This window comes from Devosia sp. MC521, assembly GCF_014127105.1.
Taxonomy (GTDB): domain Bacteria; phylum Pseudomonadota; class Alphaproteobacteria; order Rhizobiales; family Devosiaceae; genus Devosia.
This window is the reverse complement of the sequence record NZ_CP059902.1, coordinates 2,856,689-2,882,630: the sequence shown is the minus strand read 5'-3', so window position 1 is coordinate 2,882,630 and position 25,942 is coordinate 2,856,689. Positions and strand designations below refer to the sequence as shown.

At 57.6% G+C, this 25,942-nt stretch carries 23 protein-coding genes and 2 tRNA genes; 7 read left to right on the top strand and 18 right to left on the bottom strand.

Features of this window, described 5'->3' with window-relative positions; translation table 11 throughout:
* Positions 1-13: 13 nt before the first annotated feature.
* From yihA to rpmH, 4 genes are all read right to left on the bottom strand, one after another.
* The gene (gene yihA / locus H4N61_RS13830; protein ID WP_169195985.1) at positions 14-658 is read right to left on the bottom strand and encodes a ribosome biogenesis GTP-binding protein YihA/YsxC; all 645 of its coding nucleotides are present in this window, start codon (positions 656-658) and stop codon (positions 14-16) included.
* A 66-nt stretch (positions 659-724) separates the two neighbouring features.
* On the bottom strand, positions 725-2,554 hold the full coding sequence (gene yidC, locus H4N61_RS13825; protein WP_182396032.1) for a membrane protein insertase YidC: 1,830 nt from the start codon (positions 2,552-2,554) through the stop codon (positions 725-727).
* On the bottom strand, positions 2,554-2,955 hold the full coding sequence (rnpA, locus tag H4N61_RS13820) for a ribonuclease P protein component (protein WP_169195984.1): 402 nt from the start codon (positions 2,953-2,955) through the stop codon (positions 2,554-2,556). The genes yidC and rnpA overlap by 1 nt, the downstream gene beginning before the upstream one ends.
* Positions 2,956-2,969: 14 nt before the next feature.
* Complete coding sequence (gene rpmH / locus H4N61_RS13815) at positions 2,970-3,104, bottom strand: 50S ribosomal protein L34 (protein ID WP_169195983.1); 135 nt, start codon at positions 3,102-3,104, stop codon at positions 2,970-2,972.
* A gap of 225 nt (positions 3,105-3,329) precedes the next feature.
* On the opposite strand from rpmH, the gene H4N61_RS13810 reads away from it, so the two are divergent.
* The 4 genes from H4N61_RS13810 to H4N61_RS13795 all read left to right on the top strand — a co-directional run bounded on the left by H4N61_RS13810 (position 3,330) and on the right by H4N61_RS13795 (position 6,564).
* Positions 3,330-4,763, top strand: coding sequence for an FAD-dependent oxidoreductase (locus H4N61_RS13810; protein ID WP_182394297.1), 1,434 nt, complete (start codon positions 3,330-3,332; stop codon positions 4,761-4,763).
* Between the two features lie 36 nt (positions 4,764-4,799).
* Positions 4,800-6,227 (top strand): HAMP domain-containing sensor histidine kinase, encoded by a 1,428-nt coding sequence (locus tag H4N61_RS13805; protein ID WP_169195981.1) that lies wholly within the window; start codon positions 4,800-4,802, stop codon positions 6,225-6,227.
* 129 nt (positions 6,228-6,356) lie between these two features.
* Positions 6,357-6,433: transfer RNA gene (locus tag H4N61_RS13800), tRNA-Arg, on the top strand.
* Between the two features lie 54 nt (positions 6,434-6,487).
* A tRNA-Arg gene (locus tag H4N61_RS13795) sits at positions 6,488-6,564 on the top strand.
* 330 nt (positions 6,565-6,894) lie between these two features.
* On the opposite strand, the gene H4N61_RS13790 is transcribed toward H4N61_RS13795, so the two are convergent.
* Positions 6,895-7,041, bottom strand: coding sequence for a hypothetical protein (locus tag H4N61_RS13790; RefSeq protein WP_182394296.1), 147 nt, complete (start codon positions 7,039-7,041; stop codon positions 6,895-6,897).
* Positions 7,042-7,045: 4 nt separating this feature from the next.
* Positions 7,046-7,807: a hypothetical protein gene (locus tag H4N61_RS13785; RefSeq protein WP_169195980.1), complete on the bottom strand. Its 762-nt coding sequence runs from the start codon at positions 7,805-7,807 to the stop codon at positions 7,046-7,048.
* Positions 7,808-8,227: 420 nt separating this feature from the next.
* On the opposite strand from H4N61_RS13785, the gene H4N61_RS13780 reads away from it, so the two are divergent.
* Positions 8,228-11,377: an AsmA family protein gene (locus tag H4N61_RS13780; protein WP_182394295.1), complete on the top strand. Its 3,150-nt coding sequence runs from the start codon at positions 8,228-8,230 to the stop codon at positions 11,375-11,377.
* A 187-nt stretch (positions 11,378-11,564) separates the two neighbouring features.
* Here H4N61_RS13780 and H4N61_RS13775 read toward each other — a convergent pair whose 3' ends face one another.
* On the bottom strand, positions 11,565-12,131 hold the full coding sequence (locus tag H4N61_RS13775) for a diguanylate cyclase (protein ID WP_169195978.1): 567 nt from the start codon (positions 12,129-12,131) through the stop codon (positions 11,565-11,567).
* Positions 12,132-12,381: 250 nt separating this feature from the next.
* Here H4N61_RS13775 and H4N61_RS13770 point away from each other — a divergent pair, with 250 nt between their 5' ends.
* Positions 12,382-13,158, top strand: coding sequence for a transglutaminase-like cysteine peptidase (locus H4N61_RS13770; RefSeq protein WP_182394294.1), 777 nt, complete (start codon positions 12,382-12,384; stop codon positions 13,156-13,158).
* Between the two features lie 9 nt (positions 13,159-13,167).
* Here H4N61_RS13770 and H4N61_RS13765 read toward each other — a convergent pair whose 3' ends face one another.
* The 6 genes from H4N61_RS13765 to H4N61_RS13740 all read right to left on the bottom strand — a co-directional run bounded on the left by H4N61_RS13765 (position 13,168) and on the right by H4N61_RS13740 (position 20,557).
* A complete protein-coding gene (locus H4N61_RS13765) occupies positions 13,168-13,788 on the bottom strand; it encodes a ribbon-helix-helix domain-containing protein (protein WP_182394293.1) in 621 nt (206 codons plus the stop codon).
* Complete coding sequence (locus tag H4N61_RS13760) at positions 13,778-15,106, bottom strand: HlyD family type I secretion periplasmic adaptor subunit (protein ID WP_169195975.1); 1,329 nt, start codon at positions 15,104-15,106, stop codon at positions 13,778-13,780. Before H4N61_RS13760 ends, H4N61_RS13765 begins: the two co-directional genes overlap by 11 nt.
* Complete coding sequence (locus tag H4N61_RS13755) at positions 15,103-17,274, bottom strand: type I secretion system permease/ATPase (RefSeq protein WP_182394292.1); 2,172 nt, start codon at positions 17,272-17,274, stop codon at positions 15,103-15,105. The genes H4N61_RS13760 and H4N61_RS13755 overlap by 4 nt, the downstream gene beginning before the upstream one ends.
* A gap of 67 nt (positions 17,275-17,341) precedes the next feature.
* Positions 17,342-18,760: a TolC family outer membrane protein gene (locus tag H4N61_RS13750; RefSeq protein ID WP_169195973.1), complete on the bottom strand. Its 1,419-nt coding sequence runs from the start codon at positions 18,758-18,760 to the stop codon at positions 17,342-17,344.
* Between the two features lie 14 nt (positions 18,761-18,774).
* Complete coding sequence (locus tag H4N61_RS13745; protein ID WP_182394291.1) at positions 18,775-18,975, bottom strand: hypothetical protein; 201 nt, start codon at positions 18,973-18,975, stop codon at positions 18,775-18,777.
* 559 nt (positions 18,976-19,534) lie between these two features.
* Positions 19,535-20,557, bottom strand: coding sequence for a glycosyltransferase family 2 protein (locus H4N61_RS13740; RefSeq protein ID WP_169195972.1), 1,023 nt, complete (start codon positions 20,555-20,557; stop codon positions 19,535-19,537).
* A gap of 338 nt (positions 20,558-20,895) precedes the next feature.
* Here H4N61_RS13740 and H4N61_RS13735 point away from each other — a divergent pair, with 338 nt between their 5' ends.
* Complete coding sequence (locus tag H4N61_RS13735; protein ID WP_182394290.1) at positions 20,896-21,504, top strand: hypothetical protein; 609 nt, start codon at positions 20,896-20,898, stop codon at positions 21,502-21,504.
* Between the two features lie 8 nt (positions 21,505-21,512).
* Here the strand turns inward: H4N61_RS13735 and H4N61_RS13730 are convergent, their stop codons facing one another.
* The 5 genes from H4N61_RS13730 to H4N61_RS13710 form a co-directional block, all read right to left on the bottom strand.
* Entirely contained in the window at positions 21,513-22,157 is a 645-nt protein-coding gene (locus H4N61_RS13730; protein WP_182394289.1) for a glycosyltransferase, read from the bottom strand.
* A 104-nt stretch (positions 22,158-22,261) separates the two neighbouring features.
* Positions 22,262-22,717: a hypothetical protein gene (locus H4N61_RS13725; protein WP_182394288.1), complete on the bottom strand. Its 456-nt coding sequence runs from the start codon at positions 22,715-22,717 to the stop codon at positions 22,262-22,264.
* The gene (locus tag H4N61_RS13720; protein WP_182394287.1) at positions 22,714-23,835 is read right to left on the bottom strand and encodes a glycosyltransferase family 4 protein; all 1,122 of its coding nucleotides are present in this window, start codon (positions 23,833-23,835) and stop codon (positions 22,714-22,716) included. The genes H4N61_RS13725 and H4N61_RS13720 overlap by 4 nt, the downstream gene beginning before the upstream one ends.
* Positions 23,832-25,202, bottom strand: a complete 1,371-nt coding sequence (locus tag H4N61_RS13715) for an O-antigen ligase family protein (protein WP_182394286.1) — start codon at positions 25,200-25,202, stop codon at positions 23,832-23,834. The genes H4N61_RS13720 and H4N61_RS13715 overlap by 4 nt, the downstream gene beginning before the upstream one ends.
* Positions 25,199-25,879, bottom strand: coding sequence for a glycosyltransferase (locus tag H4N61_RS13710; RefSeq protein WP_182394285.1), 681 nt, complete (start codon positions 25,877-25,879; stop codon positions 25,199-25,201). The genes H4N61_RS13715 and H4N61_RS13710 overlap by 4 nt, the downstream gene beginning before the upstream one ends.
* Between the last annotated feature and the right edge of the window lie 63 nt (positions 25,880-25,942).

The following is a 25,942-nucleotide window of genomic DNA, read 5'->3' as shown; positions in this document are numbered from 1 at the left end:
ATTGGGAGAGCTTTTAGCTTTCCAGCAGCAGCGCGATTTCGCTGCGCAGGTGCTCCATGCCGTCACCCTTCTCACTCGAGGTGAGAATGACGTCTGGGTGGGCCGCAGGACGCTTGGCGATGGCTGCCTTGGTCATAGCAATCACAGCGTCCAGATCCTTGGCCAAAGGCTTGTCGATCTTGGTCAGTACGACCTGATAGCTCACAGCGGCGCGGTCAAGTTCGTTCATCACCGAGATGTCGTTGTCCTTGGGACCGTGGCGGCTGTCCACCAGAACATAAACACGGCGCAGGGTGGCGCGGCCAACGAGATACTGGTGAACCAGCTTGGTCCATGCCTTCACCTTAGGCTCAGGCGCCTTAGCGTAGCCATAGCCGGGCATATCGACGATGCGCAGGGGTTCGCTCTGGCTCTCAAAGATATTGAGCTCCTGCGTGCGCCCTGGCGTATTGGACGTGCGTGCCAGGCCCGAGGTGCCGCACAGCGCGTTGATCAAGCTCGACTTGCCGACGTTGGAGCGGCCCGCGAAGGCGATCTCAACACGGTCCATGTCGGGCAGGTCATTGAGGCTGACGCAGCCCTTGGTGAAGATAATCGGGCGCGCAAACATCAGGCGGCCACGCTCGATGATATGGGGCGAAAAGTCTGGTTGGGTCATGTCGATCCCCTTAAATATCAGAGCCCGCCGGGTTTACCGGCGGGCCCATTGTTTCGTTGCGTGGGCTTATTTCTTAACTTCAGCGGCCGGTTTTGGCTTGCGCTTGAAGCTATCGATGATGTTGCCGAACAGGTTCACTTCAACGCCGTGGCGCTTCATGATGAACCACTGCTGCGCCACCGAGAGGGTGTTGTTCCAAGCCCAGTAGATCACCAGACCAGCTGGGAAGGTCCCGAGCATGAAGGTGAAGATCACTGGCATCCAGTTGAAGATGGCTGCCTGGGTTGGATCTGGTGGCGGCGGGTTCAGCTTCATCTGGACCCACATGGTGATGCCCATGATAACCGGCCAAATGCCAAGGTGCAGGAAGCCACCGATGAGTGGAGCCGCAGTCGGATCCCAAGGAATGAGACCAAACAGGGTGAAGATGTTGGTCGGATCTGGCGCCGCCAAATCCTGAATCCAGCCAAAGAATGGCGCGTGGCGCATCTCAAGCGAGATAAAGATAACGGTGTAGAGGGCGAAGAACACCGGAATCTGCAGCAGCACAGGCCAGCAACCAGATAGCGGGTTGATCTTTTCCTTCTTGTACAGCTCCATCATCGCCTGCTGCTGGGCAGCACGGTCGTCCTTGAGACGTTCCTGGATGGCCTTCATTTCTGGCTGAACGCGGCGCATTGCAGCCATGGAGGCGTACGAACGGCTTGCCAGCGGGAAGAACAGGGCCTTGACGATAACGGTCACAGCGAGAACGGCGAGACCGAAGTTGCCGAGAACGCCATAGAGGGTAACCAGCAGCCAATGCATTGGCTTGGTCAGGAAGTGGAACCAGCCCCAGTCGATCAGGAGTTCGATACGGTCAAAGCCGTACTGTTCCTGATAGGCGCTGATGACGCGGTCTTCCTTGGCGCCAGCGAAGACATAGGCTTCGTGGCTGATGGTTGCGCCAGCTGGGATAACAACAGGCTGGGTCTCAACATAGTTGGACTGATAGACGTTCTTGCCGTTCTGCTGGTTGTAAGCAAAACGCGCATTGATGCTGGTGCCAGCCTTTGGCAGGACAGCGGTTGCCCAATACTTGTCAGCAATACCGAGCCAGCCAGTGGTCGAGGAGAAGTCGACCTGTGGCTCGCCATGCAGATCCTGGTACTTGCGCGCAACATAGTTGTTCGAGCCCAGAACGCCGATCGGACCTTCATGCTGGATGAAGAAGTTGGCGACCTTCGGGTTACCGTGACGGATAACGCGCGAATAGGGGAACAGGGTGATGTCGCCCGCGCCGTTGTTTTCAACCGACTGGGTGATGGTGAAGAGGTAATAGTCGTCCAGCGCGATGGTGCGACGGAAGACGAGGCCCTGACCATTGTCCCAACGAAGGGTCACTGGGGTGGTGGCGGTCAGCGTTGCCGCATCGCCTTCTACACTCCACTGGGTCTGGCCATCAGGCACGACGACAGTCGAACCGCTGGCCGGAACAAATCCCTGCTCGATGAAATAGGCGTCCTCAAGACCGGCTGGCTTGAGAAGCGCAATGATAGGAGAATCTGGTTCAACCGTTTCGCGATACTGCTTGAGCGACAGGTCGTCGATGCGTGCGCCGGTCAGGTTGATCGAGCCTGCAAGGTCGAGCGTGTCGATCGAGACGCGCTCAGTGGCCGCAAGAGCGGTGTCGCGGTCCGCATAAACGAGCGTGTTCGGATCAGCCACTGGTGTGGTGCCATCGGCAGCCACGGTCGGCATAGCGAGATTTTCCGCTTCCGCCTGTTGGGCAGCGCGAATCTCAGCCTGACGCTGTGCCTGCTCGAGCTGGGGCCCGTTTACAAAGATCTGCCAGCCGAGCAGCACCATCATGCTGAGCACTACGGCTAGTATCACATTACGATTGTCAGAATTCATCATCTGGCGTTCCGTTGGCCGCGGCTCTGTCCTTTACGCTTTTCAGCTTCAGGATCGTGCACGCGGGTAATGAGGGAGCCGAGATCGGCAACCAATTTGGCGAACGGCAGGCTTATAGCCTCTCGTCGCGCCAGAAGCACATAGTCATGTCCGGGATGAAAGTCACGCGCGCAAGCATCCGCGGCGGCGCGTAAGCGGCGCTTTATGCGGTTGCGCTCGGGCGAATTGCCGATTTTTTTGGTGACAGTGAAGCCAACCCCAGCATCCTCCTGCGGGGCGGTAACCACTTGCATCCCAAACGCAGAGCGCCCGGCGCGATTGCCCCGGGCAGCTCTTTGAAATTGCGTGCGCCGCTTGAGGCGGCGCAATTTAGCTTTCGACTGAGAATCGTCGGCCGTCATCCGGCCACCAATCCTTAGGCGGTCAGCTTCTTGCGGCCGTCTGCACGGCGGCGATTGATAATCGCACGGCCGTCCTTGGTTGCCATACGTGCACGGAAACCGTGACGACGGGCACGCACGAGCTTGCTGGGCTGGTATGTACGCTTCATAACATCAGACCGCGCTCGCGCACGGTTCCTCTAAATTCTAGCTGCTAAACGCAGGAATTGTCTTTGGGGCAGGCCCACGAGACCCACCTACAGGCTGGTGCGGTCTATAGGGAAAAGCTGACATCAAGTCAACGCGCCTCATGCCTAAAGCCGCGAATTCAGCAACAGTTGTAAACCGAACCAATCACCCTCATAAGTGAAGAAACCTTATACGCCTAGGAAGATATGGCTGAACCTCTTCGACCTGAGCTGTGCATTATTGGCGCTGGTGCGCTGGGGATTGCGTTAGCCAAATATACCCAGAGCTTGGGTGCCAACGTCGTTCTGGCCAGTCGAGAGGCTGCAGAATCGGGCGATAATCCTCACTTAAACCTGCATTTGGCAGCTTTAGGCGCCAGTGCAGGCTTGGTTTCCGCCTTGCGCAATGGCCAGTCTATGGGACTCACCTCCGTTGACGCAAAGGTGAGTGTCAAAGCGGTTCAAGAGCGCGCCGCGCGCATTGTCGAGGCGGCGAAGGCGCAGGTTGCGCCCTATACCCTTGCGGCCAGCGACATCGAATTTGTCGCAGGTCCGGTACAGTTCTTGGATCAGCGCACCATTGTTGTCGGCGAAAAGCAGATTCGTCCTCGCAACACGATTCTGGCTCTGGGCGCGCAATGGACGGTGCCACCGATTCCAGGCCTGTCCGAAATTGACTACCTCACGCCTGAGGCCTTGCTGGAAAACACGCGAAAGCTTTCGCATCTTCTGGTTATCGGCGGGTCCGGTGAGGCGTTCACCATTGCCCAGATTTATGCCCGCCTAGGCTCAATGGTCACCCTGGTTCCGCAAGGCGATGCCCTTCCCGGATTTGATCGGGAAACGGTCAATCTTCTCCTCGCCGATTTGCGGCGCGAAGGCGTCCGTGTTTTTGAAGGCGCTTATGTGCAGTCCATTCATCCTCGTACCCAAGGCACGGGGGCGACGGTCGCCCATCCCAATGGCGACATCGAATCTCTTGATCTCTCGCATGTCGCAATTGCCGGTACGCGACACACAATGAGCGATGGTCTCGACCTCGATAAGGCTCGGGTTCGCTCGCTGCCGGGGCTTGAAGCGCTTTTCGCTTCTGCCGCATTGGGCGAAACCACCAATCCGCGTGTGCGGGTTGTCGGCTATGCGGCTGGCATGCCCCATTGGCAGATGGCACTCGATCATGGCCGCGCAGTTGTGGACTCTCTTATACAGGGGCAAACCACAAGGCGCTGGCAAGGTTCGGCCCGCATGGTGGCAACCGACCCCGTCATCATCGAGATCGGTACCGTCCCTGATGCAGCGAGCATCGCCAAAGCTGGTTACAAAATTTACCGGTCCAATCTGGCCGAGAATGAACTGGCTCAAGCCGCCGATAAGGCGCGTGGGCTCGTCAAAATCATTACGCGCGCCAATGGCTCCATTGTGGGCGTTAGCGCTGTTGGCCCAGGGGCGAGTGAAATCTGCAGTGTCCTGTCATTGGCAATGGCTGCGGGCATGCCAATCCAACGTCTCGGAGAGCTCCCGAGCCCTCAGTTAAGTTATTTATCAAACATAATTCGGCTGGTGGCGAACCAAACCACGCCCAAAACCGTATCTTGGGTAGATGTCCAATTGCGCACCTTACGAAAGCACCTGCCTTGGTAAGCTGAAAACGCGCAGTCGCGGGATATCTAGGTCAGAATGGAAAACTTGGTAACCGCGCTCAAGCGACGCTTTTCAGGACTGTCCTACCAGTTGATCACGACGATCACCTGCGTGATTCTGCTCGTCGCGGTCGTGATCTATCTGCCCGCTGTCGCCAGCTATCGCACAACGTGGCTTGAGGATCGCGTTCGTATCGGCGTCACCGCCACACGTGTTCTCGATGCCGTCCCCGACGTGCTGGCTTTGCCGCGAGAGTTGACCGACCGCCTTTTGGATTCGGCGGATGCCTTGGCGATTGTTTACCGCCGCGAAGGGCATTCCCAGCTGATAGAGCACGCCGAGCCTACTCAGGTGCGCAGCGTGGTGGTGGCCGATCTGCGCGATAACGGCCTGATCCAGTCCATTGTTGGCGCGCTCGACATCTTGTTCTCGACTGAAAACCGAACCTTGCGCGTGATTGGCGCGGCTGATGAGGGCGATACGCTTGTCGAACTGCTGATGCCCGAGCGTCCGCTGCAGCGTGATCTCGTCGACTTCTCTCGCTCTATCGCACTGGTCTCGGCCGGCATTGCCGCCGTCACCGCCTTTGTTCTCTATCTTTTGGTCAGTCGGCTCTTCCTCGCCCCGGTCTATCGCCTCACCAATAATATCCTGCGCTTCCGGCAGGCGCCCGAGAATGCTGCGCTCATCTTAAAGCCAACCAAGCGCAAGGATGAGATTGGGATTTTGGCGCGTGAGCTTTCTGCGATGGAAAGCGAACTCTTCACCATGCTGCGTCAGCGACGCCATTTGGCCGACCTTGGTTTGGCTGTTGCCAAGATCAATCATGATCTGCGCAACACATTGGCCTCCGCCCAAATGCTCTCCGATCAAGTGGCGACGCTCGACGATCCAAAAGTGCAGCGTCTTGCGCCGCGCCTTGTGACAACGCTGGATAAGGCCATCGGCTTTGCCCAGTCCGTTTTGGATTATGGCCGTCAGGCGGAGTCTATTCCCAATTTTGAAGCGGCCAAGCTGCGACCCTTGGCGGAAGACGCAGCATTTGAGGCGCGCCTCATCAATCATCCGGGTATCAGCTTTATCAATGCCGTGCCGGACCAGCTCACTATGACTGTCGATCGGGGACAGTTCTCACGCGTCCTCGTCAATCTCCTAAAGAATGCCCGCGAGGCGCTTGAAACCCAAGCTGCCGATGCGCCGGACAATCAGGTGCAAGTGGATGCCCGCGTGGTGGGCTCTCATATAATTGTCTCCGTCAGTGACAATGGTCCGGGCCTGCCAGAGCGCGCCAAGAATAATCTCTTTGTTGCCTTCAAAGGTTCTGCGCGGGCAGGGGGCACGGGGCTGGGTCTCGCCATCGCCAGAGAAATCACCGAGGCGCATGGAGGGCGGCTCACCCTCTCCAACGCCCCGGTTGGCACGCGTTTCGATATTGCTATCCCCATTCATCCACAGGCAGTTTAATCGATCACAGCGAAATTTTTCCTGCCCTGCTTGCCAATCCCGATAACGCACTGTAGGTAATGCGCATCTTCAGAGGGGCGCCGCAGACGCGGGGTTCTAAAGAAGATGAAGCCACTAAAAATGGCATGCGCGCCCGTAGCTCAGCTGGATAGAGCATCAGACTACGAATCTGAGGGTCGGACGTTCGAATCGTTCCGGGCGCGCCATTTACATCACTTCCTGTGATGCACGATGTTGAAAGACATCACTGAAATATATGCGCGCCCGTAGCTCAGCTGGATAGAGCATCAGACTACGAATCTGAGGGTCGGACGTTCGAATCGTTCCGGGCGCGCCATTTCACTGACAACCTCCCAGCAAAAACGATCTTTGTTATCACGCCGTTAGCGCGTGATATGCGCTGTTTCTAAGCCCTGACACCTCAGTCGCTCCCCGGGCACTCTGCACGCGTAGAGGTGGATCGCTGTATGTCTCCGCCCCATCGCATCCACTGCGCCTCGGGCAGGACCCGCAAGCGTTCCGCTTTGAAATACCTCCCGGCACACCGCTCCCTCGGTATGGGCTTTCTCGACATCTGCAATCCTTATGATACAGCATCCTGCTCACGGCCGAGGGTAACGGCAGGTGGGGAGTGCGCCGGTGTCGGGCGTATGGCTGATTTCGCTTCCTACTCAGTCGTGGGCGCCAGATCCACGATTGCACGAAAGCTGCCGCGGTCAACCGAATAGCGTGGCTTCAACCATGTGCGGACTTCACCAGCGATCGATTTGTGGTCAATGGTCGCGTCGACCACAACGAGAGTGCCGAAGCTCAAAAACCTAGCGATTGTTGGCGATCGCTAACTTTTCGGCGATGATCTGGTGCATTACGCCCCCCACTTTCATGGCCAGTATTTGGTAGAAGAAGATGATCTCTGACAAATCCGTCTGAGAGAGCGTGATGCGGTCCCCTAACACGTAGGAATGCTCCCGGACCACGTCCAGGACGCTCAACTGCGATCCTATGTCTCCCGCTTGGACTTGATACTCACGATCTTGCTGTACCACCCTAGTGCTGCCGTTCTGATCGATCCGGATCATATCGCGCCCCGGCCAGCGCACGAACATTGTCGAACTGTCACCTACTAGTCGCAGCTGGGTTACGATGCCGCTATCATGGACGAGAGCGTTTCGCGCGTTGCCTAAGCTTCTCAGGTAGTCCGATTCATCGGTACTTTGAGACGAGTTCTGGCCGATCGTGGCGTAGAATAGATCATGGACTGTCCATGTGTTTTTCATATTGGGCTTATGTATGCCCGGCAGGTTCCCGCTGATCAGGAACTCGTCAATATCCGCGATCGTGTCGAGCGCCGATACCACATAACGATGATAGTTCTGGTCGATCTCGACCAGAGCCAGACCGATTGCCCACTGCGTGAATTCAATTTGATAACTCTTTCGGTCTGCGATCGGAATTGGGTGGGGCACACCCACAGAATGAACGACCGGAGCTTTGAGGCTGACGGATTCGAGCGGGGTGATCTGCGAGGAATGAAAGGCATAACCGAGGAAAACCGCCGCGCGGCGTAGCGCTTCCTTCATCGGAACCTCGAAAGCGCCAAGATCGATATGAAGCCTGAGCGTTCCATCAGATGTTACCGTCTGCGTTATTATCGATTGCACACAATATCTCCGGCGAACAGCGGGTTCGAATGCTTCCGCTGAAAATATAAATAATCATGCACCAACTATCTATTGCTGAAATCTCAGTAACGTCCACGGTGCTTAAAGCAGGTGCAATTTGTCTATCCCGATGTGGGGCAGATAGCGTCCGCTAGACTGTAATCCTACTTAAAAGCCACCAGTCCGCAAACCACCCCAAAATCGCAGCGCCCTGACGCACCCATTCAGTGGTTAACGAATTACACTGTCATTTGCGGTAGTGCTGAATAATCATCGCGCTCCGAGCCATTGGGGGCGATGCACCACACTATCTCTTGCCGCACCGCCGGGGGCTCCACCATGAAGAAAACCGCTATAGTCGTGGGGCTCCTCTTCCTGACGCTTTTGGGACTGGTTTTTCTGCTGCCCTTTGCGGTCAGTTCCACGGCGTTGCGGACCGCGCTTGCCGATCAGTTGTCCCGTGCCTCCGGCGCAACCATCGCGCTGAATGGACCGCTGCAGTTTTCCATCGTGCCGGAGTTTGGCATTGTCGTAGAAGACTTCTCTTTTGCGGCGGAGGACGGCTCCCTCTCAATGACAGCGGCCCGCTCGGTCGCCTCGGTTGCGCCGCTGTCGCTGCTCTCTGGCCAGATCAAGGTGACAGGCATCGAGATCAAAACTCCCCGGATTGTGCTGTCTGCAGGCTCAGGGGAGACGGTTGCCGCGCCACAAGAGCCCAGCACCGAAGACATTTTTCAGGTCCTCGCCGGCTATCTGGAGAAAATCTCCATCGATCACATCGCGGTCATTGACGGCGAGGTCGTGCAAGACCAGGCGGGGACACTCGCGCCTCTCGCCAGCGCCATTAACCTGAAGATGTCCTTCCCCAGCATAAGCGCGCCGGTTTCCGTTGCCGTTTCCGGTGTTATGGATGGCAATAAATTGGAGCTTGGCGCTGAAATCGGCTCGCTCCGAGATCTGTTGGCGCGACAGCCTGCAACATTCGCCATTTCAGCCAAAGCGTCCCAGCCGCTGCATCCTGCGCTCGCCGATGTCAAAGCCTCGGGCAATATTCAGCTGGCCGACGATGGTAGCTACCGCGTCACGGGTGGTGAAATCGACAGTATCGGCCAAAAGATGCTGCTCGACGCCAGCTATGTTCCCGGTGAGCAGCCTGTCGTTATTGCGCGTGTCAAAGCTGGTGTTCTTTCGTACGCAGATTTCCAACCGGCAAACGCCGATCCGGCTCCGAACGCGGCGCCTTCCACCTATGCAGCGGCCAGCGCGCCTGACCTCTTAGCTCTGAAGGCGCTGGATGCCGATATCGAGCTGCATGCCGAAGCTATCCAAGTCGGTGACGCTGTCGCGCGGGACGTGGTTATCGCAGCGCAGCTCCAAAATGGTCGTCTCGTCTCAACCGTCGATTCCACCAGCGTGGCTGGCGGTAGCCTTGTTGCCAGTGTCGCCCTCGACGCCAATGACAGCCCTTCGGTCGCCAGCGGCTCAGTCAATCTGGCCTCAATCGACATTGAACAACTGACAAAGTTGCTGGGCCAGAAAACGCCGGTAACGGGTCGGCTCTCCTCCGAGCTTCAATACGCCTTCAAGGGGCTGGATAGTGCGTCCATCCGCAACTCCCTCAACTTGCGCGGATCGGTGTCGATCGCGGGCGGCAGCGTCGCTGTTCCTCAGCTTGTCGCTATTGCCGGTCAAGGGGCGGGCGTGGTGGACGCGCTGGAGGCAAATGTTCAAATCGACGACATTCGCCAGCCTGTCAGTGCGTCCGGATCGGCGCGTTGGAACGGCCAAGCCGTTAGTTTTGCGGCTTCTGTCACTCCGACGCAGTTTCTATGGGAGGAGCAGGGCGCAGTCGCATTCGATCTCAAATCCCAGCCCCTCAATGCCAACTTCTCAGGGACAATCACGCCCTCCGGCCAGGTCAGTGGCAAAGCGGATATCGCAACGCCATCCATGACCCGTGCTCTTGCTTGGCTCGGGCAATCTGTCGGTAGCCCGCTCGGCCAGTTCGCCTTCTCTGGTGGGGTTTCGGCTGGCGGCAACCAGTTCGCTGTGACCGATGCAACAATCCGCCTTGATGACATTCGCGCCAATGGCTCCGTGTCTGTGGCAATGGCGAGCAAGCCCAGTGTCACGGCGTCGTTGTCCGTTGACACGCTTGATCTCCGCTCGCTGGTCGGCGGAGGCGGCTCCGCGCCTGCCGCTGCGGCATCCGGCCCATCGCCCATCGATCTTTCCATCTTGCGCCTGTTCAATGCCGACATTCGGTTTGCAGCAAACCAGCTGGCCTATGGCGATGTGAAACTGGGACCGACCACGGCCACGCTGTCGGTTGCCGAGGGCGTTGCCAAACTCAACATTCCGCAGGCGGGTTTCTATAATGGTGTGGTCGCGGCCAGCGTCACCGCCAATGGCGCCGGGAGTGTTCCCGCGATTGACCTTACGGCTTCCATGGAAAATGTGCAGGCACTGCCGCTGCTGACCGACGCCGCAGGGTTCGACAAGATTGAAGGGCAATTGCAGGCCAGCGTTGAGGTGAGTGGCGCTGGCGCGGATAGCCAAGCCTTCGCGCGCTCGCTCAATGGCCCGGTTAATGTCGTTGTGTCGAATGGCGCGATACGCGGTATCGATGTGGCGGGCCTTGTGCGCAATGTGCGCTCGCTCATCGACGCTGGTTATACGCAGGACGCCGAGGCCAAGACCGAATTCACCGAATTGTCGGTGAACGTCAATATTGCCAATGGTGTCGCCACGGCCGAGACAATCCGCGTTCTCGGGCCGTTTGTCCGCATGAGCGGCGCTGGCAGTGTTGATCTCGCTGCACAGACCATCGACATGCGTCTTGATCCGCGCGTTGTCGGGTCTCTGGATGGGCAAGGTGGGGACTTTGACGTTTCTGGCCTCGGTATGCCGATTATCATCAATGGGCCATTGTCCGGCCCGCGCATTTATCCCGATCTCACGGCCGTTCTGTCGGATCCCAATCGTGCTCTACAGGCGCTGTCACAGCTTGGCGTAGACGTCGGTGGTCTCACCGGTGGGACTTCGGGCGTGCTCGAAGGCATCGGTGGCGCACTTGGCGGCGAAGCCGGCGGGCTCAACAATGAGGTGTTGACCAATGCCATCGGCCAGATGATTGGCGGGCAGGGTCTCGCGACCGATCCGAACGCTCCGCCAAGCCAACAGAGTATTCTGAACTCGGTGCTGGGCAATGTTCTCGGGCAGCAGGCGCCAGCCAACCCCGCTCCAACTGCGCCTCTGCCAGCTCCAGTGGATACGACAACTTCTCCGACGCAGCAGCCGGTCAATATTGCCCTGCCCAGACCCGACCCGCGCGGGCCAGCGCCTGTAGTGCCGCCGACACCAGCGCCTGCAGCTCCTCCAACGCCGCAGGACATCATCACCGACTTCCTTACTCCGCAAGCCGAACCACAGCCTGAACAGATAGGACGCGATGCTCTTGAAGGTCTGATCAATCAGCTCGGTCTGTAGCCAGCCCGCGCGACAATGTGCTTTAGCCAGTCATGATCCGGCTCTGTCAAATGCTCAAGAGCGCGCGGCGACGCTGCGGTGCTGAACCTGCGTCGTTAGTGACACTCGACGCTCACGGACATTGTCGTCGTCTCCGAAGCCCTTCGATCAGGACCCGCCAAAACGGCTCGTGCGGAATAGGACTGGCTTAGACGACGCAGATACGCCGGTCTGTGGTGCGGGCGGTGTCGAGATTGTCTGAAGCCGAGCGCACCAGATCATCGGTCGGCTTGTCAAACTCTGCAAACACGATGCCGCCAACATCCACGCCAAGCGGGGCGATGCCGTCGCTGGTTAAAAAGATGGTGTTGTCGACCGACTGCAGAATACGTTCGGCCACGCTTGCCGCGATCTCTTGCTGCGCCCCGCGCAGCAGCACGGCAAACTTGTAGCCCTCAACGTGGGAAACAAGGTCGTCACTGCGCACGCATTGCACGATGGCCTGCGCCAGCCAGATCAGGGTCTCGTCGTGCAATTCGGCAATCTCTGGCGTCATCCGCGCTGATTTTGCGTTGAGATCGATGAACAAGAGCGCCCCGCCGGGATGGCTCTTTTCCTGCTCCACCACGCGCGTAAATGTAGAGAATGTAATCGTGCCGAGCGATGGGTCTCGATCCGCATCAGAGATGTCTGCTGGCACAATTGGCGCAGAGGCGCGACGCTGTTCGGGTTCCACATCGCCTGCGGCAAATTTGCTCAACCAAGATCTGACCACTGGGTCACTCCACTTCTAGACTTTGCGGATGGTGCACCAAAAAACCCAACTTGGCATCAGTTTACACGGTAAAATTTTAGAGATTTACTAGTGTCGATCAATAAAAACTTATGCATGGACACGAATGATTTATAACCGTTCGGATTGTCAAATGTTTAGGCGTTGTGTTGGAAGCTCTCGATGAAATTTTATGGAGAGCCCCGTTTTGCCTATAAGGTCAGTTTCCCAGTTTGCAGCCATGATGGTTGTCATGTGCTCTATCGAGGGAGCGTCTGCACAGTCGCTTTCCGATAACGGGCAAGGGGCTGCGCAGCTTATAGAAACGGCTACAATTTCTCCGACTGCAGGGGCTTTTCCAGAAGCACAAACGGTTCTTCCGAAGGCTAAACTTGACGTTTTTCAGTCTGTCGCGATTTCAGCGCAGCGCCTTCCGGTCGCCGCAAAATGGCACGACATTCGCGCTCAGGATCACAGCGGGTTTTTCTCTGATAACTGCGCCGAGTTTGGATTTGACGGTTGTGAGACACAGTTTTCGCAGTCCTTGCGTGATGCTGTCTCTCAGGCCGAAGGTCGCTCTACACTCGATCAGCTGACGATGGTCAATGCTGCCGTTAATGGCGCAATCACCTATCGGGATGATCGCACGGTTTGGGCTCAAACTGACTATTGGGCGACACCCAGCGAAACCGCAAAGCTTGCCTGGGGCGACTGCGAAGATTACGCGATTACAAAATACTGGATGCTTCAGGAACTCGGGTTCGATGAAAGCCAGTTGCAGGTTGTCGTGCTGCAAGACACGCGCCGCCGGCTTTTCCATGCCGTGCTTGTGGTCCACACGGACCAAGGCGCATACGTGCTCGACAACACCACCGACCGCCTAGAGCTCGACACCGCCTACTCGCGTTATTTGCCCCTGATGAGTTTTGCGGGCAGCAAAAGCTATATCCATGGCTTTGCGGGTGGCAGCGTCTCGGTTGCCAATATGCCAAAGGGCCTCAGCGCGATCTCGCCGGGCTCCTCGTTCTAAGCGTCTGACTTAGTTGATGATAAACCCGACCAGGATATTGGCGGGGGCAGGTGGCGGAATGATGATCCGCGCCTGCGTCCGCCGCTCATGATTGTCGACGTGGATCGAGAGGCCACACTCGATGGACGATCCGGCCGGGATTTCGGTTAGAAGCACATCGGCAGGGCGTTCAAGCCGCAACTGCGCCCGCTCGACCGCACCCGCCTTAGCCATGACCGAGCGCAGATAGCGCACAAACTCATCGTTCACGCGCACCAGCTGTTTGTTTTTGTCGAGCGCGAAAGAGGGCGTCGGTACGGTCTGCAACAGCCGCACCACCGATAAGGCTGAAGCGAGGGGGGCAAGGCGGTCGTTTTCGACGAGGAGTTGACGGGTGACGATGCTGCGCAGCGCACTCGAGAGATTGGTTGCCTCTTCACTGCTCCGCGAAATCAAGTCGCGCACCATGTCGGGTGGCTTGACGCTAGCGCGATGGGCCATAGTGGCGATGGCATCCCAGAACACCGCCTCCAGCCGCAAGGCCACACGCCCCTTGTGCGTATTCACAGTCCGAAAGATCGGCGTGGCATAATCGGCATGAGCCAGATCGCTCGCGGTGACGCCATTTGTGTCAGGAGCGCTATCGTTCAATCAGGGCCTCCTGTTGGACCTTGTTCAATGGCTTGAGCAAATATTGTAAAATCGAGTGCTTGCCGGTGATGATGTCGACCGTCGTCACCATGCCCGGTAAAATCGCCAGATCGATCCCTCTGTGGTGCAGCACGGTTTCATCAGCCCGCACTGTCACGAGGTAATAGGTTTCGCGCGTTTGCTCATCGACGAGGCTGTCCGCTGAGATCGTCTCCACCACGCCCTGCAATCCGCCGTAGACCGAGAAGTCATAGGCCGTGAATTGAATGCGGGCGGCCTGGCCGGGAATAACGAAGGCCACGTCAGCGGGCTTGAGCCGCGCTTCGACGAGCAGGAAATCGGATTTGGGCACCACATCCATCAGGCGCGAGCCAGCGGTTACGACCGCTCCGATGGTTGTGACTTCAATGGCATTGATAACCCCATCAACGGGAGAGCGCACTTCGGTGCGGCTCACCCGGTCAACCGCGCCGCGCAATTGCTGTTGCGCGCTGGCCAATTCGGCCCGCCTAAGCGTCAGTTCTGCCAAAGCCTCCTGCTGCATTTGCTGATCGGCTTGGCCCACCTGCAATTGCGCTTCCTGCAGCGCCGCGCGCAGCCGCGCCATGCTTTCTTCGGCGGCACTGATTTGCCCGCTGAGATCTGCAGCCTCCGAGCGCAATGCCAAGAGATCTGTTTGCGCCACGAGGGCGCGTTGTGCCATCGGCTCGATCAAGTCGAGACGCTCTTGGGTGATCGCAAAGGTCGTCTGCATCCGCGTCCGGTTGATCTGCACCTCATTGAGCTCGCGCTGCCGCTGCTCAACACGCTGTTGCAACACCTCTGCATTGCCAGCTTTGCTCGCGAGGCGCGAATGGAGCAGGGCCAATTCGGTGGCGCAAACGTCCGGCGCCTGCTCCTGCACAAAATCTGCGCAGATAAAGTCGGTGGCTGGCAGCCCCTCGCTTTCAACGCGTAGGCGTTCGCTCTGTGCCGTTAGGGCCAAAACGCGCGCCTCAACCTCCCCCGCACTGGAAGACGTGTTGGTGTCATCGAGCCGGATCAGCAATTGCCCCGCGCTAACCTGCTCGCCCGAGCGCACCAAAATATCGCTAATCACGCCGGGCTCGGCGCTTTGCACAATTTGGGTTTTACCGGATGGGATCACTTTGCCTTCAGCGCGGCTGATCTGATCGACCTCTGCCCAGTTCGACCACGCTAGAAACGCCACCACCGTAATGATCACGAGGACGATAATAGTCGTCCATTCCCGTGGTGGTCTGCTGGAGGGGTGATGGTGTTTATCGATCGCTTCTGCGTTGGGGCGATGCTGGTTCATGAGGCGTCAGCCCGCATACGCAACTGCTTGAGAACCTCGTCTTTGGGTCCGTCAGCAACCAGCTTGCCATTGTCGAGCACCATCATGCGGGTGACCAGCGAGAGCAGGCTATAGCGGTGGGTGGCAATCAGCACGGTCTGATCCGGCATGAGGCTGTTTTCCAAATGCTTGATCAGCTGCTTTTCAGTCGCCAAATCCATTGAACTCGATGGTTCGTCGAGGAACAGGATCTTGGGCTCAACCAGCATGGTGCGCGCCAGCGCAATCGTCTGGCGTTGCCCGCCCGAAAGCAGCACGCCGCGCTCGCCCACGGGCATGTCGTAGCCCTGCGGATGGCGCGAGACAAAGCCTTCAACGCCAGCGCGCCGAGCGGCTGCCATAATGCGCTCTTCGCTCGCGCCAGGGTCGCTCATAATGATATTGTCGCGCACGCTGCCGTTGAAAATCTCCGGGTCCTGCACGACAAGGCCAACAGCGCGCCGCAAGTCTTCAGGGTGATATTGGTCAATATCGACCCCGTCGAGCAGCACTTCGCCTTCGGTGGCGCGGTGGAAATTGACCAGCAGCCGCCCGATCGTGGTCTTGCCCGAGCCAATGCGGCCGATAATGCCGATCTTCTCGCCCGGCCGAACACTGAACGATATGCCATCGAGCACGTAGCTCTTGGACCCCGGATAGGTGAACCGCACCTTGTTGAAGGAGATCCTGCCTTCCCGCACGACGCGCTGCGCTTGTGCAGGGCGGTTGGGACGCTCATCGGGTAGTTTCATGATCTGGTCGACAGATCGATAGGCCTCTATCGCCGCGCGGGTTTTGAGCAATGTCCCGGCGATCATTCCAATAGGCGCGATCAGGCGATTAGACAGCATCATCGCCGCAATGATCGATCCGGTGGTGACGTCCCCCGAGGTGAACATATAGCTGCCACCAACAATGATCCCGACCAGGGAAAGCTGCGAAAGCGTGGCTGTCGTGTTGGTGGCCAGAGATTGATAGGAGCGCAGTTTATCCTGCGTATGGGAGGAGGCCAAAACCGCCGCTTCCCAACGGTGCAGCAATTGCCCTTCGGCGCGCGAGGCCTTGACCGATTGGACGCCTGTCAGCGCCTCAACCAGAACGGCATTACGGGCCGAGGACTCTGCCAATGCCGACTTCACCGCTTTGCTTGAGAGCACAGCGATAACGATGGTGATAATCAGCGCGATCAGGCCCGCCAAAAGGGGGAAGAGCACTAACCAGCCGACGAATATCGCAATGATGTAGGCGAAGAGGCCAAGAAACAGCAGGTCAACAAACATGACCAGCGTGCTCGCCGCCACAAATTCGCGCAGCACCTCATACTGGCCGATTTTGCTGATGAAAGCGCCGGTGGAACTGGGGCGCGATGACATGGGGGTATTGAGCACCCGATCAAACAATGCTGACGACAGGCGGAAGTCGATCGAGCGCCCCACGTATTCGATCACGCCCGAGCGGGCGAGTTTGAGCAGCAGGTCAAAAATCGAGACCATGCCGATGCCGATGGCCAAAACCCAGAGCGTTGTCTGGGCCGAATTGGGCAGCACGCGGTCATAGACGTTCATGGTGAAGAGTGGGAAGGCCAGCGCAAACACGTTGACGAAAGCCGCCGCTAGCAGCACGTAGACAATACTGCGTGTGTGCCCGCGCACAGCCGACCAAAACCAGTGTTTGGTATTGGCAAAGCGCGTGCCTGTGCTTTCCTGCACCACGGAGTAGTCCGGGGAAATCTGCAGCAGATCCACACTCTGGCGTGCATCCAGCGCCCTGGCTGAAATCGTTTTCTCGTCACCAATGCTCGGGTCGAAGACCCGATAATTGCGGGAATTGAGCCGCCTCAGAATGACCAGCGGAGGCTGTTCGGAGCGCAGCAGGACGACGGGAAAATCAAAGGGCTGTAAGCGCGCAATCGATTGATGCAGCGGGTTTGCTGAAACACCCACTCGGGCCAATGCTGGCTCGATCAACTGGGTGGTCATGCGCCCGTTCTGTAGGGGAAGTCCGGCGGCGAGAATAGCCGGGGAGTCTGACTTGCGCCACGCACGGGCCAGAAACCGCACACAATCCAAAACCGGATCTGCCGTACCAAAGCTTTGGGCATTTTCAGGTGGTGTGGCAGAACTCTGTTCTGCCACGTCCGGGGTTTTCATGATTTCCTACCGCAATGACCCAAATCTACGTTAGTAATAACGCTCAATTTGATCGAAGGTTCGGCTCTCAGTAGTTGCCTACTTTTTGCAGGTTCAGCGGTTCCAAAGTGCGTGGTTCGAACTGTTCCCAAGACTTCAAGTCAAAGGCCGAGAATGTACCAGCACTGGCGGCGTCGTGCGTTTGAACACCGAGGAAGTCGATCAGTGTGCCGCTTGCTGCCAGCACGCGGTATTCGGCGAACATGACGCTATAGCGCGCCGTTTCCTGCAGAATTTGCACGTTAAAGCGGGTATTCTGGGAGTCGAGCAAATCCAGCAGTGATCTCTCACCAATGGTGAACTGTTCGCGGTAGGAGTCGACGAGGCCCGATGAGGAGTTCAACTGCTCATTATAGACCCGCGACAGCTCCGCTTGGCTCTTCATGCGGAGCCAGCTTTCCCGTACCGCCTGTTCAACTTCACGAGCGGTCTGGTCAAACACCATCTTGGCTTCGTTCTCACGGCGCATTTCTTCCTGCACGTGATTGCGTGCAATGCCGCCGTCATAAATGTTCCAGCGCAGCGATACGCGAGCGCTTAGGTCATTCTGCCATTCATGGGCGCCCGAGACGTCGTAACCCGTTGCGGCACGGCCTTCGAGCTGGATTTTCGGCATAAAATCGGAGGCTGCCTGCTCAACCAAGGCCGACGCGGCGTTGATGTCCGCGCCTGCCGTCTTCACCCGAGGGTTGTTGACGATGGCATTGGCGACTGCAATTTCTAGCGAGCCCGGAATGCCCGACGACGCCCGCGGTGGTGCATTTACCGCGCCAGGCATCAGTCCAACGAGCGTTTTGTATTCGATCTGCGCGGCAGCCAGTTCCACACCGGCTTCCGTCACCCGAGCGCGCGCTGCTGCCAGACGTTCAATCGACTGCAGGCGGTCAGCTTCGGTGAGTTGACCATTTTCGATGGCACTCGACACGTCTGAGGCGACGCCCTCGTGGAAGGAGGCATTCTGGCGCGTCAGGTTGACGATCTGCTGCTGCAACAGCACCTGATAATAAACGCGTGCAATCTGCAGAGCGATAAACTCGCTGCGTTCCAGCACGCGATAAGAGGCGCTGTCGACGCGCGCTGCTTGCCGGGCAAGCTCGGCGTCACGAAAACCGCCGTCGTAAAGGTCCCAGCGTGCGGTGACGCCTACTTGCGAGGGATAAAGCGCATCATTTTCGATGCCGGTCGCGCGGCGCGACGGCGTGTTCAAATATTGGATGCCGGTTGACGCTTCAAGATCAACGCGTGGTGCCCAAAGACCTTCTGCTTGACGCAGTTCAAAGCCGATTGCGTCATGGTTTTGGATTGCCGCGCCGATTTGCGGATTGCTGTCGAGTGCCGTCTGTACAGCTTCACGCAAGCCCATGGCCTGCGCCGATAGCGGCATGACAAAAGCGATCCCGGCCAGCAGAGCGGACTTCAGGAGGGAGTTCATGATCTTGATGCTCACTTTATGTCTGCCCTCTACCGAAACGACAGATAGCGTTGGTGGAAGCAGTCGCACTTTTGGACGGACTCAACGTCCACAGTGCCGCCGTTCAGATACCCGACTGCGGCAGCACAGGCCCAACGTGCTTCCATCGCCCAGATGAATGCTGGGTCGCTGTCGCGTAGAACGGATTGGCTATTCATGCCGTCAATGGCGCTGGCCAAATTCTGGGACACGGTTTGACGTATCTCGCTGACTTGGCGTTGTGGCAGCACCGACTGGCGGTGGTTGGAGCAGTAGCTCCCTGATGGGGATTGATAGCTAGGTAGATCTGCCGCACTTACAGAGCCTACCAGTGTCGAAAACAAAACAAGCGCGGAAAGTCGTCTCTTCCAGGGGCTGTTCATGGACGAGGTCCTCAAGCATACTAACGTTCGATTTTATAACAACATTTCCGTCAACTTCTGGGAAGCTAGATGAGTGGTCGTTGTCGATCACTTTTACTGCTCAACTGCTGGTTTGGTCTGGATTTTTGGTTGGTGCGCAAGTAGAAAACCAGTGAGGTATGGTTTTCTTCTTTTCCGTTTTTGTAAAATTATAGTGTTCGTGTTCAACATTATTTGAACACGGAAACGCTCCCGTCTTCAGACGTCAGCGTGCTGTCCGAAACGGTCGGAACAGCGTCCAGCCCCGGGCTTTTTCCCTAGGTCAAAATTTTTCCGTATTTTTGCCAGGTTTATATTTGGGTATGCCTTCGCCTCTGGGCCTAGCTCCCGCGGCTACGTATTTTCCGAATCACACGTCTGTGATTCGAGATCCACCCTTGTCTTTTTGTGGTTGGATTTTGGACATAGTCTGCCATCTCGTGGCCCTTCCAGGGGGCTCGACCCGAAAGCGCTTGGCCAGTTTCAGTCCTGCACCAAAGCCAGACCAGCCGCCAACCAGCATCCCAGTCAGGGCCCAAGGGCGTCTGATAAGCGCGTGAAGCGCATAGTACACACCCGGGCAATAGCGCTGTCCGATAGCAATAAAATAAGCGAAGTACTTGGTCTTTTGCCAAAGAGTGGCGAAGGCGAGGTCGGTGGCGACAGTATTTGCTGTGTGCATGAAACAATTGTCGGCGCTATAGTTCTCACGCTCGCCATCGGCGCGATCTGCCGCAAAGTGGTCGACGGCCACTTCTGGGCTCAGCACGATATGCCATCCCGCGTGAATGAGATTGGTGCAGAGCCAGCTTTCATTGCGATATTGCGCGCCTTGGCCGAGCAACCGCGTGTCAAAGTGCAAGCTGCCGAGGGCCGCTCTCCGCACCAGGAAATTGCAGCCCTTGATGGTGTCGACTACGCGCGCCGCGCCATAGGCGAGGTGGTGATCGCCGCGCAGAACGCCAAACCAGTTTCGCACGCCGGGGTGCTTGGCCACACCCTCGATCACATGCCCGCGCTCATGTAGTCGATCGCGCGCACCGGCTGCCGCGACGCGCGGGTCTCTCATGATCCTCAGTAGCCTCCGAAGCCAGTCGGGGCTTATCAGAACGTCGTCATCCAAAAACGCGATGTAGTCACCATCCGCGACCGCAAGTCCTGCGTTGAGTGCTGCGACTTGGCCCGGCACGTCGACGGTGATGATCTTTAACTCCGGCGCTAGGCTCAGCTGCGCGGTCAGCCACAACAAACTTTCCGGGTCCTCTGTGGGGCGCACCACGACAATGATTTGCGCAAAGGGGTGATCGGAAATCCGCAGCCCCGTCAGGCAGCGGCGTAGGGTGTCGAGACGCCGAAAGGTGGGTACGACGGCGCTGACGCGCGTTGCGCTCATGACCAGACACCGTCGCCCCATGTGGGCCAAGATGCTTCCCGGATGAAGTCTTGCGACAACCGATGTGTGGACAATTTATCCCCCAGCAAAAACGACTGACGATAATCGTGGTACTTGGCGTGGCGCGTGTAGGCATGAATAGTTTTTCAGTTCATCAATAAAGCGCGCCGCTTCTGCTCATTCTGTAGAGGGGATTTATAAACTTGCTAGAGAGTTCTTTGTCTATCAGCGTTCCGCCACGATCTGCGGCTGCGCTTCGACATGGTCTGCCATCATCGGCATCCTGTATTGGGCTCTATGATCCTTCTGATCGTTCGAGCCTTTTTCAGGATGCCGCCATGACCATCGCGGTCTTGGCTGACGGCGACCGGGTCGGCGCGATGCGCGATCTCAGTGGACGCGGCCACCACCTGCTTCAGACAAGCAGCGCTTCGCGTCCCGTGTATAAAACGAACGCAGGTCTGCACTGGCTTGAGGGCGACGGGATTGACGACTTTCTGGTCAGCACCATCGTTCTCAACAGCTATCCCTTCCAGATCATGGCGGGATTTTCGATGCTGGCTGCAGCCGACGAAGGCGGTATTGTTGCGTTGCGCAAAGATAACAGTGCTTACAAAACTCTGATGCAATCCAGTGCTGGCAGCTACCAGCTTCGGGCGACGGATCAGGCCAGCCTTACGCTCGATGCCCGCTCGAACGCCAGCGACGCACCGCAGATTGCCACAGCCAGTTTCGATGCTGGTGCCATGTCCTTAGCGGTCAATGGCGTGGTTAAAAACACCACTACGAACACAAATACTTCCGGTGACATGGTCGACCTAAGGCTCTTCTCTTTCCGCGATAATGACCGCTGGCAGGGCAGAATTTACGCTGTCGCCCTTGCCACAGGCAGCGTCGGGCCGGAGGTGCAGGTGTGGTTAGCCGCGCGCAGCGGTGTCACCCTTTAATGCTGCTCTCATGCGCGCCTGCAGCGAGAGCTGGCACTCCGGTCCGTCCCGTCTGGCTGTGCCGCCACGGACCGGAGTGCCAGCCAGACGGGCGGCAATGTGAGCTCAAGCGCAAAATGCTGTTCGGCGTAACGCCGCGCCGCAACCGCCATTCTCAGGCTCTGCTCGGTCTCGCGCAGGGCCGCTTCTATTGCCGTAGCTAGGGCCGTGGCACTATTGGGCGCGATCAATCGCCCGCTGACGCCGTTCTGCACAATTTCTGGCACGCCCCCACCGTTGCTGGCGATCACGGGCGTTCCGGCCAGCATGGCCTCGACGATGACTCGCCCAAAGGGTTCGGGCAAAGTTGATGCGTGGATGACAACGTCCACCCCGCCCATGATCTCGGCAATGTCGTCCCGGTGCCCGATACAGAAAACATCGCCGGCTTGGGTGTAGCGAGTGGCACTCTCGTGAAAATCCTGCCTGAAGTTTTCGCTCTCAAAAAGTGCCTCGCCAACGACCAGCAATTGCCAGTCGGTGCCCATCGAGAGGCCCAAAAGTGCCAGCGCTTGGCCCTTCCAAGGCCCAATGCGGCCAATCATGCCGATGATCGGGCGCATGGGGTCTAAACCATGTTCGGCGACCAGTTGCGCGCGCAGGTCTGCCCGCATTTCAGGTCTGAATTTTTCGAGAGTAAAGCCGTTATAAGCTATAAGCGGTAAGCACTTACCGCCATTACTCTGGTAGGCGCGGGCGGTTGCGTCGGAGTTAGCAATTACCAGATCAGCCCCCAATTGCCGCACCATCGGGCGACCAAACGCGCCAGCGGCGAGAAATGCTCGGGGACCAATAGGGAACGTAAATGCCAGACCATTTTTCGCCGATGGAAAGGCTTAGTTAGAACCGCAATCACCGCCGCCTTCATGCTGTTGGCATAGATCAAATCATATCCGCGGCTGAGGCGAACTAAACCAATCGCGACCACAATAAGTGAATACAATCTGATAGTTAGCGTGATCCATTTTCGACGTGTCGCCCGCTGAAAACCGCCGCCGAGCACATCAGTATCCACGCCCGCAGCAATGAGATCGTCATAGAGCGGCCCAGCCTGCATCAGTACGACCCGGCAATGTCCGGGATAGTGCGTCACCAGATCGTAGAGCGAGCGCTCCGCCCCGCCGTAAAGCCCTGCCTGATTGAAGAATAATACGCGGGGCATCGCCATTGTCATAGCGCCCGCTCGTAGGCGTCTCGGATCCGACGCGCGATTATGGGCCAGTCAAAACCGGCGGCATACGCCTGGCATTCTAAGGCGCTTGGCAAATTCTGACTGAGCATCGCGGCGGTGATGGCATCCGCCAATGCATTGGAATGCGCTGCTGGAACAATGAGTTGCGGGGCAAATGGCAGCATCAGTTCAGCAAGCCCGCCAACATCTGTGACGACAACCGGCGTGCCCGCGGCGAGCGACTCCAGAACCACAAGCCCAAATCCTTCCAAAGCGATAGATGGCACAATAGTGATGTCGGCGGCGCGATAGACTAAAGGAAGGTGCTCGTCTGGAACGTGCCCAATTAATTGCACATGCTTTTCAAGCTCTTGAGCTTGAATTACCGCGCTTAGGCTGGAGCCCAAGGGGCCACTCCCGACCAGCTTGATCTCAACGTCAGGCGCTCTGGATCTGAGAATTTCGGCAGCAGCAAGCACGGTGGTATGGCCCATGCGCGGCACCAATCGCCGCACACAGGCTGCGATAAACCGGCTCTCGCTCCAGCCTAAAATCTCGCGGGCTTCACGTCGGCTTGTGCTCGAATTGAAGCGCGAGATGTCGACGCCTCCGGGGACGATGTCGATCCTAGAGCGTGGAAACGTGTAGGTTTTTTCCAAGACGTCTGCGAATGCACTGGACAGAACTATCGCTCGGTCTGTTCGTTTGTAGACCTGTTTTTCGATATGGAATTTGAGCGCCGCCTGTACTCGGTTCTGTCCCGATGCGATGCCTTCTTGCGCCCAGGGCCCATGAAAATGACTGACCAAGGGCGTGTCGATTTGGCCGAGCACAGGAAGTGTTGAGAGGGCAAAGTGGCTGGCAACTAAATTCGGCTCTACGGTGGCTTTGAGCGCCCTAAAGCTGCGCCTTGCGCCGATGATTGTTGCCGCAAAACTAGCCTTGGGCTTAGCAAAAGCCACAACGGCACCCTTGGTCTCGTCGCCGACATTATCTGTCCCGAGGACCATGCCGACAAAGCCAAATACCCCATCGGACGCTCGCCATAATTCATTGTAATAGCGCGGCAATCCGCCCGCGCGGTCAGAAAGCCAATCAAGTCCGATTTGGATGGTTTTCATTCGGTCTGACTCTCCCCCGAACGAGACGGCAGTGCCAACGCCAGCAATGTAAAAAACAGCACCCCACCCAAACCAACCAAGATGTTGAAGAACACCATCTGCAGGACAAGGGCACAAAGCGCTGCTGTGAAGGGCAGCGATTGTGGCGCGCCCAATGCGCTATGCAGTGCAGCCCAAAGCCAGCACCCCAGCAGCATCCATATGGTCAGTCCCGCCCAGCCTAAGGTGTAGGTAATGTCCAGAAATCCGCTGTCGAAAATCGGAAATGTATTCTCGTCCTGCTGCCCGACGATGGTCGAAATACCCGTAGAGCCAAGGCCATAGCCTAAGGGATTGACCAGAACTGTCGGGACAATTTCGCCAATAATGGCGAGGCGCGCCCAAAGACTGTCGTCGTCCGTAAGGCCAAAGATCGTCGCCACTCGGCTGAGCAGCACGCTGGGAACATCCAAGGTGCTCGCGCCCAGGATGAGTAGGCATGCGCAGATCAGCCCGCCAACAAGCACATCGAACTTGATCCTTATGGGGCTCAGTACGAGCAAAATGGCGAAACCTAGTGCAGCGCCACCCCAGGCCGAACGCACTAAGGTCAGCCAGAGACAGAGCGCAGCTGGCACCGCCAGCACCACAAACGCTTGCGGCTTTTTGAACGTGGTAAGCAGCAGCGCCACCATCAGAAAAACGGCAAGTATCCCCGGGGCATTTAGGGTGGCGTATATTCGCACTAAAAACGGCAAAGGTTGGCCGATGGATTGAATGGCCGCTTCCCGCATCCACTCGGCGTCCCACGGCAAAACATAAACGAACTGGATGACGCCATAAGCCGAGACAACCAATCCATGCAGGATCAAAAGTCTGACGATCCGCTGCCGTATTGAGCTCAAATGGTCCTTCGCTGCGAGCAAGTGCAGACCAAAGCCCATGGGGGCGAGATAGGCGAGACAGTCAAATATGGCGGCAGCGCCATAGCCTCGCAAAACGCCATTGAGGCAGCCAAAGCAGATGAGGCTCGAATAGGTCAACATCGCACCGGCCTCGTGAGAGGAGACCATGCGCAGCGCTTTGGCGCCACTGAGTAGAGCTATTGCGGTAACTGCATAAGGCGCGAGAATGATAAGACTGGCGTCCGTTCGGCCCATTTGCCAATCAACGATCCGTCGCATCATGGGTGCGTATAGCCACAAGGCGAGAACAAGCCCAATGAAGCTGTTGTACGGGGACGTCATATAGGCCCATGCACCCAGCGCTACGACAACGGGTAAAAAGCCAAGTTGCACGACGTCCGCTCTACCGCTGTAAAGCAGTCCAACCATGATGACCGTCAGCCCCGCCACAACCCAAGAAAAGGGCAGGGCGAGCGGGCTCATGCCGGCGTTCTTGTTTGCCGCGATGCGGTCTGAGTGAGCTCGAGAACGTGTCCCACAAGCTGGGTGTGGAAGCGTCGCGATGAGAACCGCTCTGCCTGTGCCCGACAGTTCGCGCCACTTATGCTCCCTTCGGCTTCTTCAAACTGGGCGATTGCGCGACGGAGGCTCGACGCGGTTTGTTGATCAAAATGGACCCCGCTTGGTTGCGAGCGATTGAGCCCCCGAATGGTTTCTGCCGTACCGCCGCCATCGAAAGCAGTGACCGGAGTGCCGCAGGCCTGCGCTTCGACAGGCGCAATGCCAAAATCTTCCTGCGCCGCGAAAATGAAGGCACGGCAGCGCTGTAGATAGTCAATCACGACTTCCGTGGCCTGATAGCCCAAGATTGTAACATTGGCTGGTGCCATGCGTTGGATCTTGCCCAGATCTGGTCCGTTGCCAATCACCACGAGCTGACGCTCTGGGGTGCCGGCAAAGGCTTCAATCATCAGCGGGATTTGTTTGTAGGGCACGAGGCGAGAGAGGGTGAGGTAGAATGCTTCGCGTGGCTTCGCACCGGGCTGGAATTTGTCGATATCGACAGGCGGGTAGATAACTTCGGCTTCCCGTCGATAGAACTTCCAAATGCGCTCGCGGGTGAAACGGGAATTTGCAATGAAGTGGTCGATACTGCTCACCGTTCGCATGTCCCAGACGCGATAGCGATGCATCATTTCATGGGCAATCAAGCGTCGGAGCGG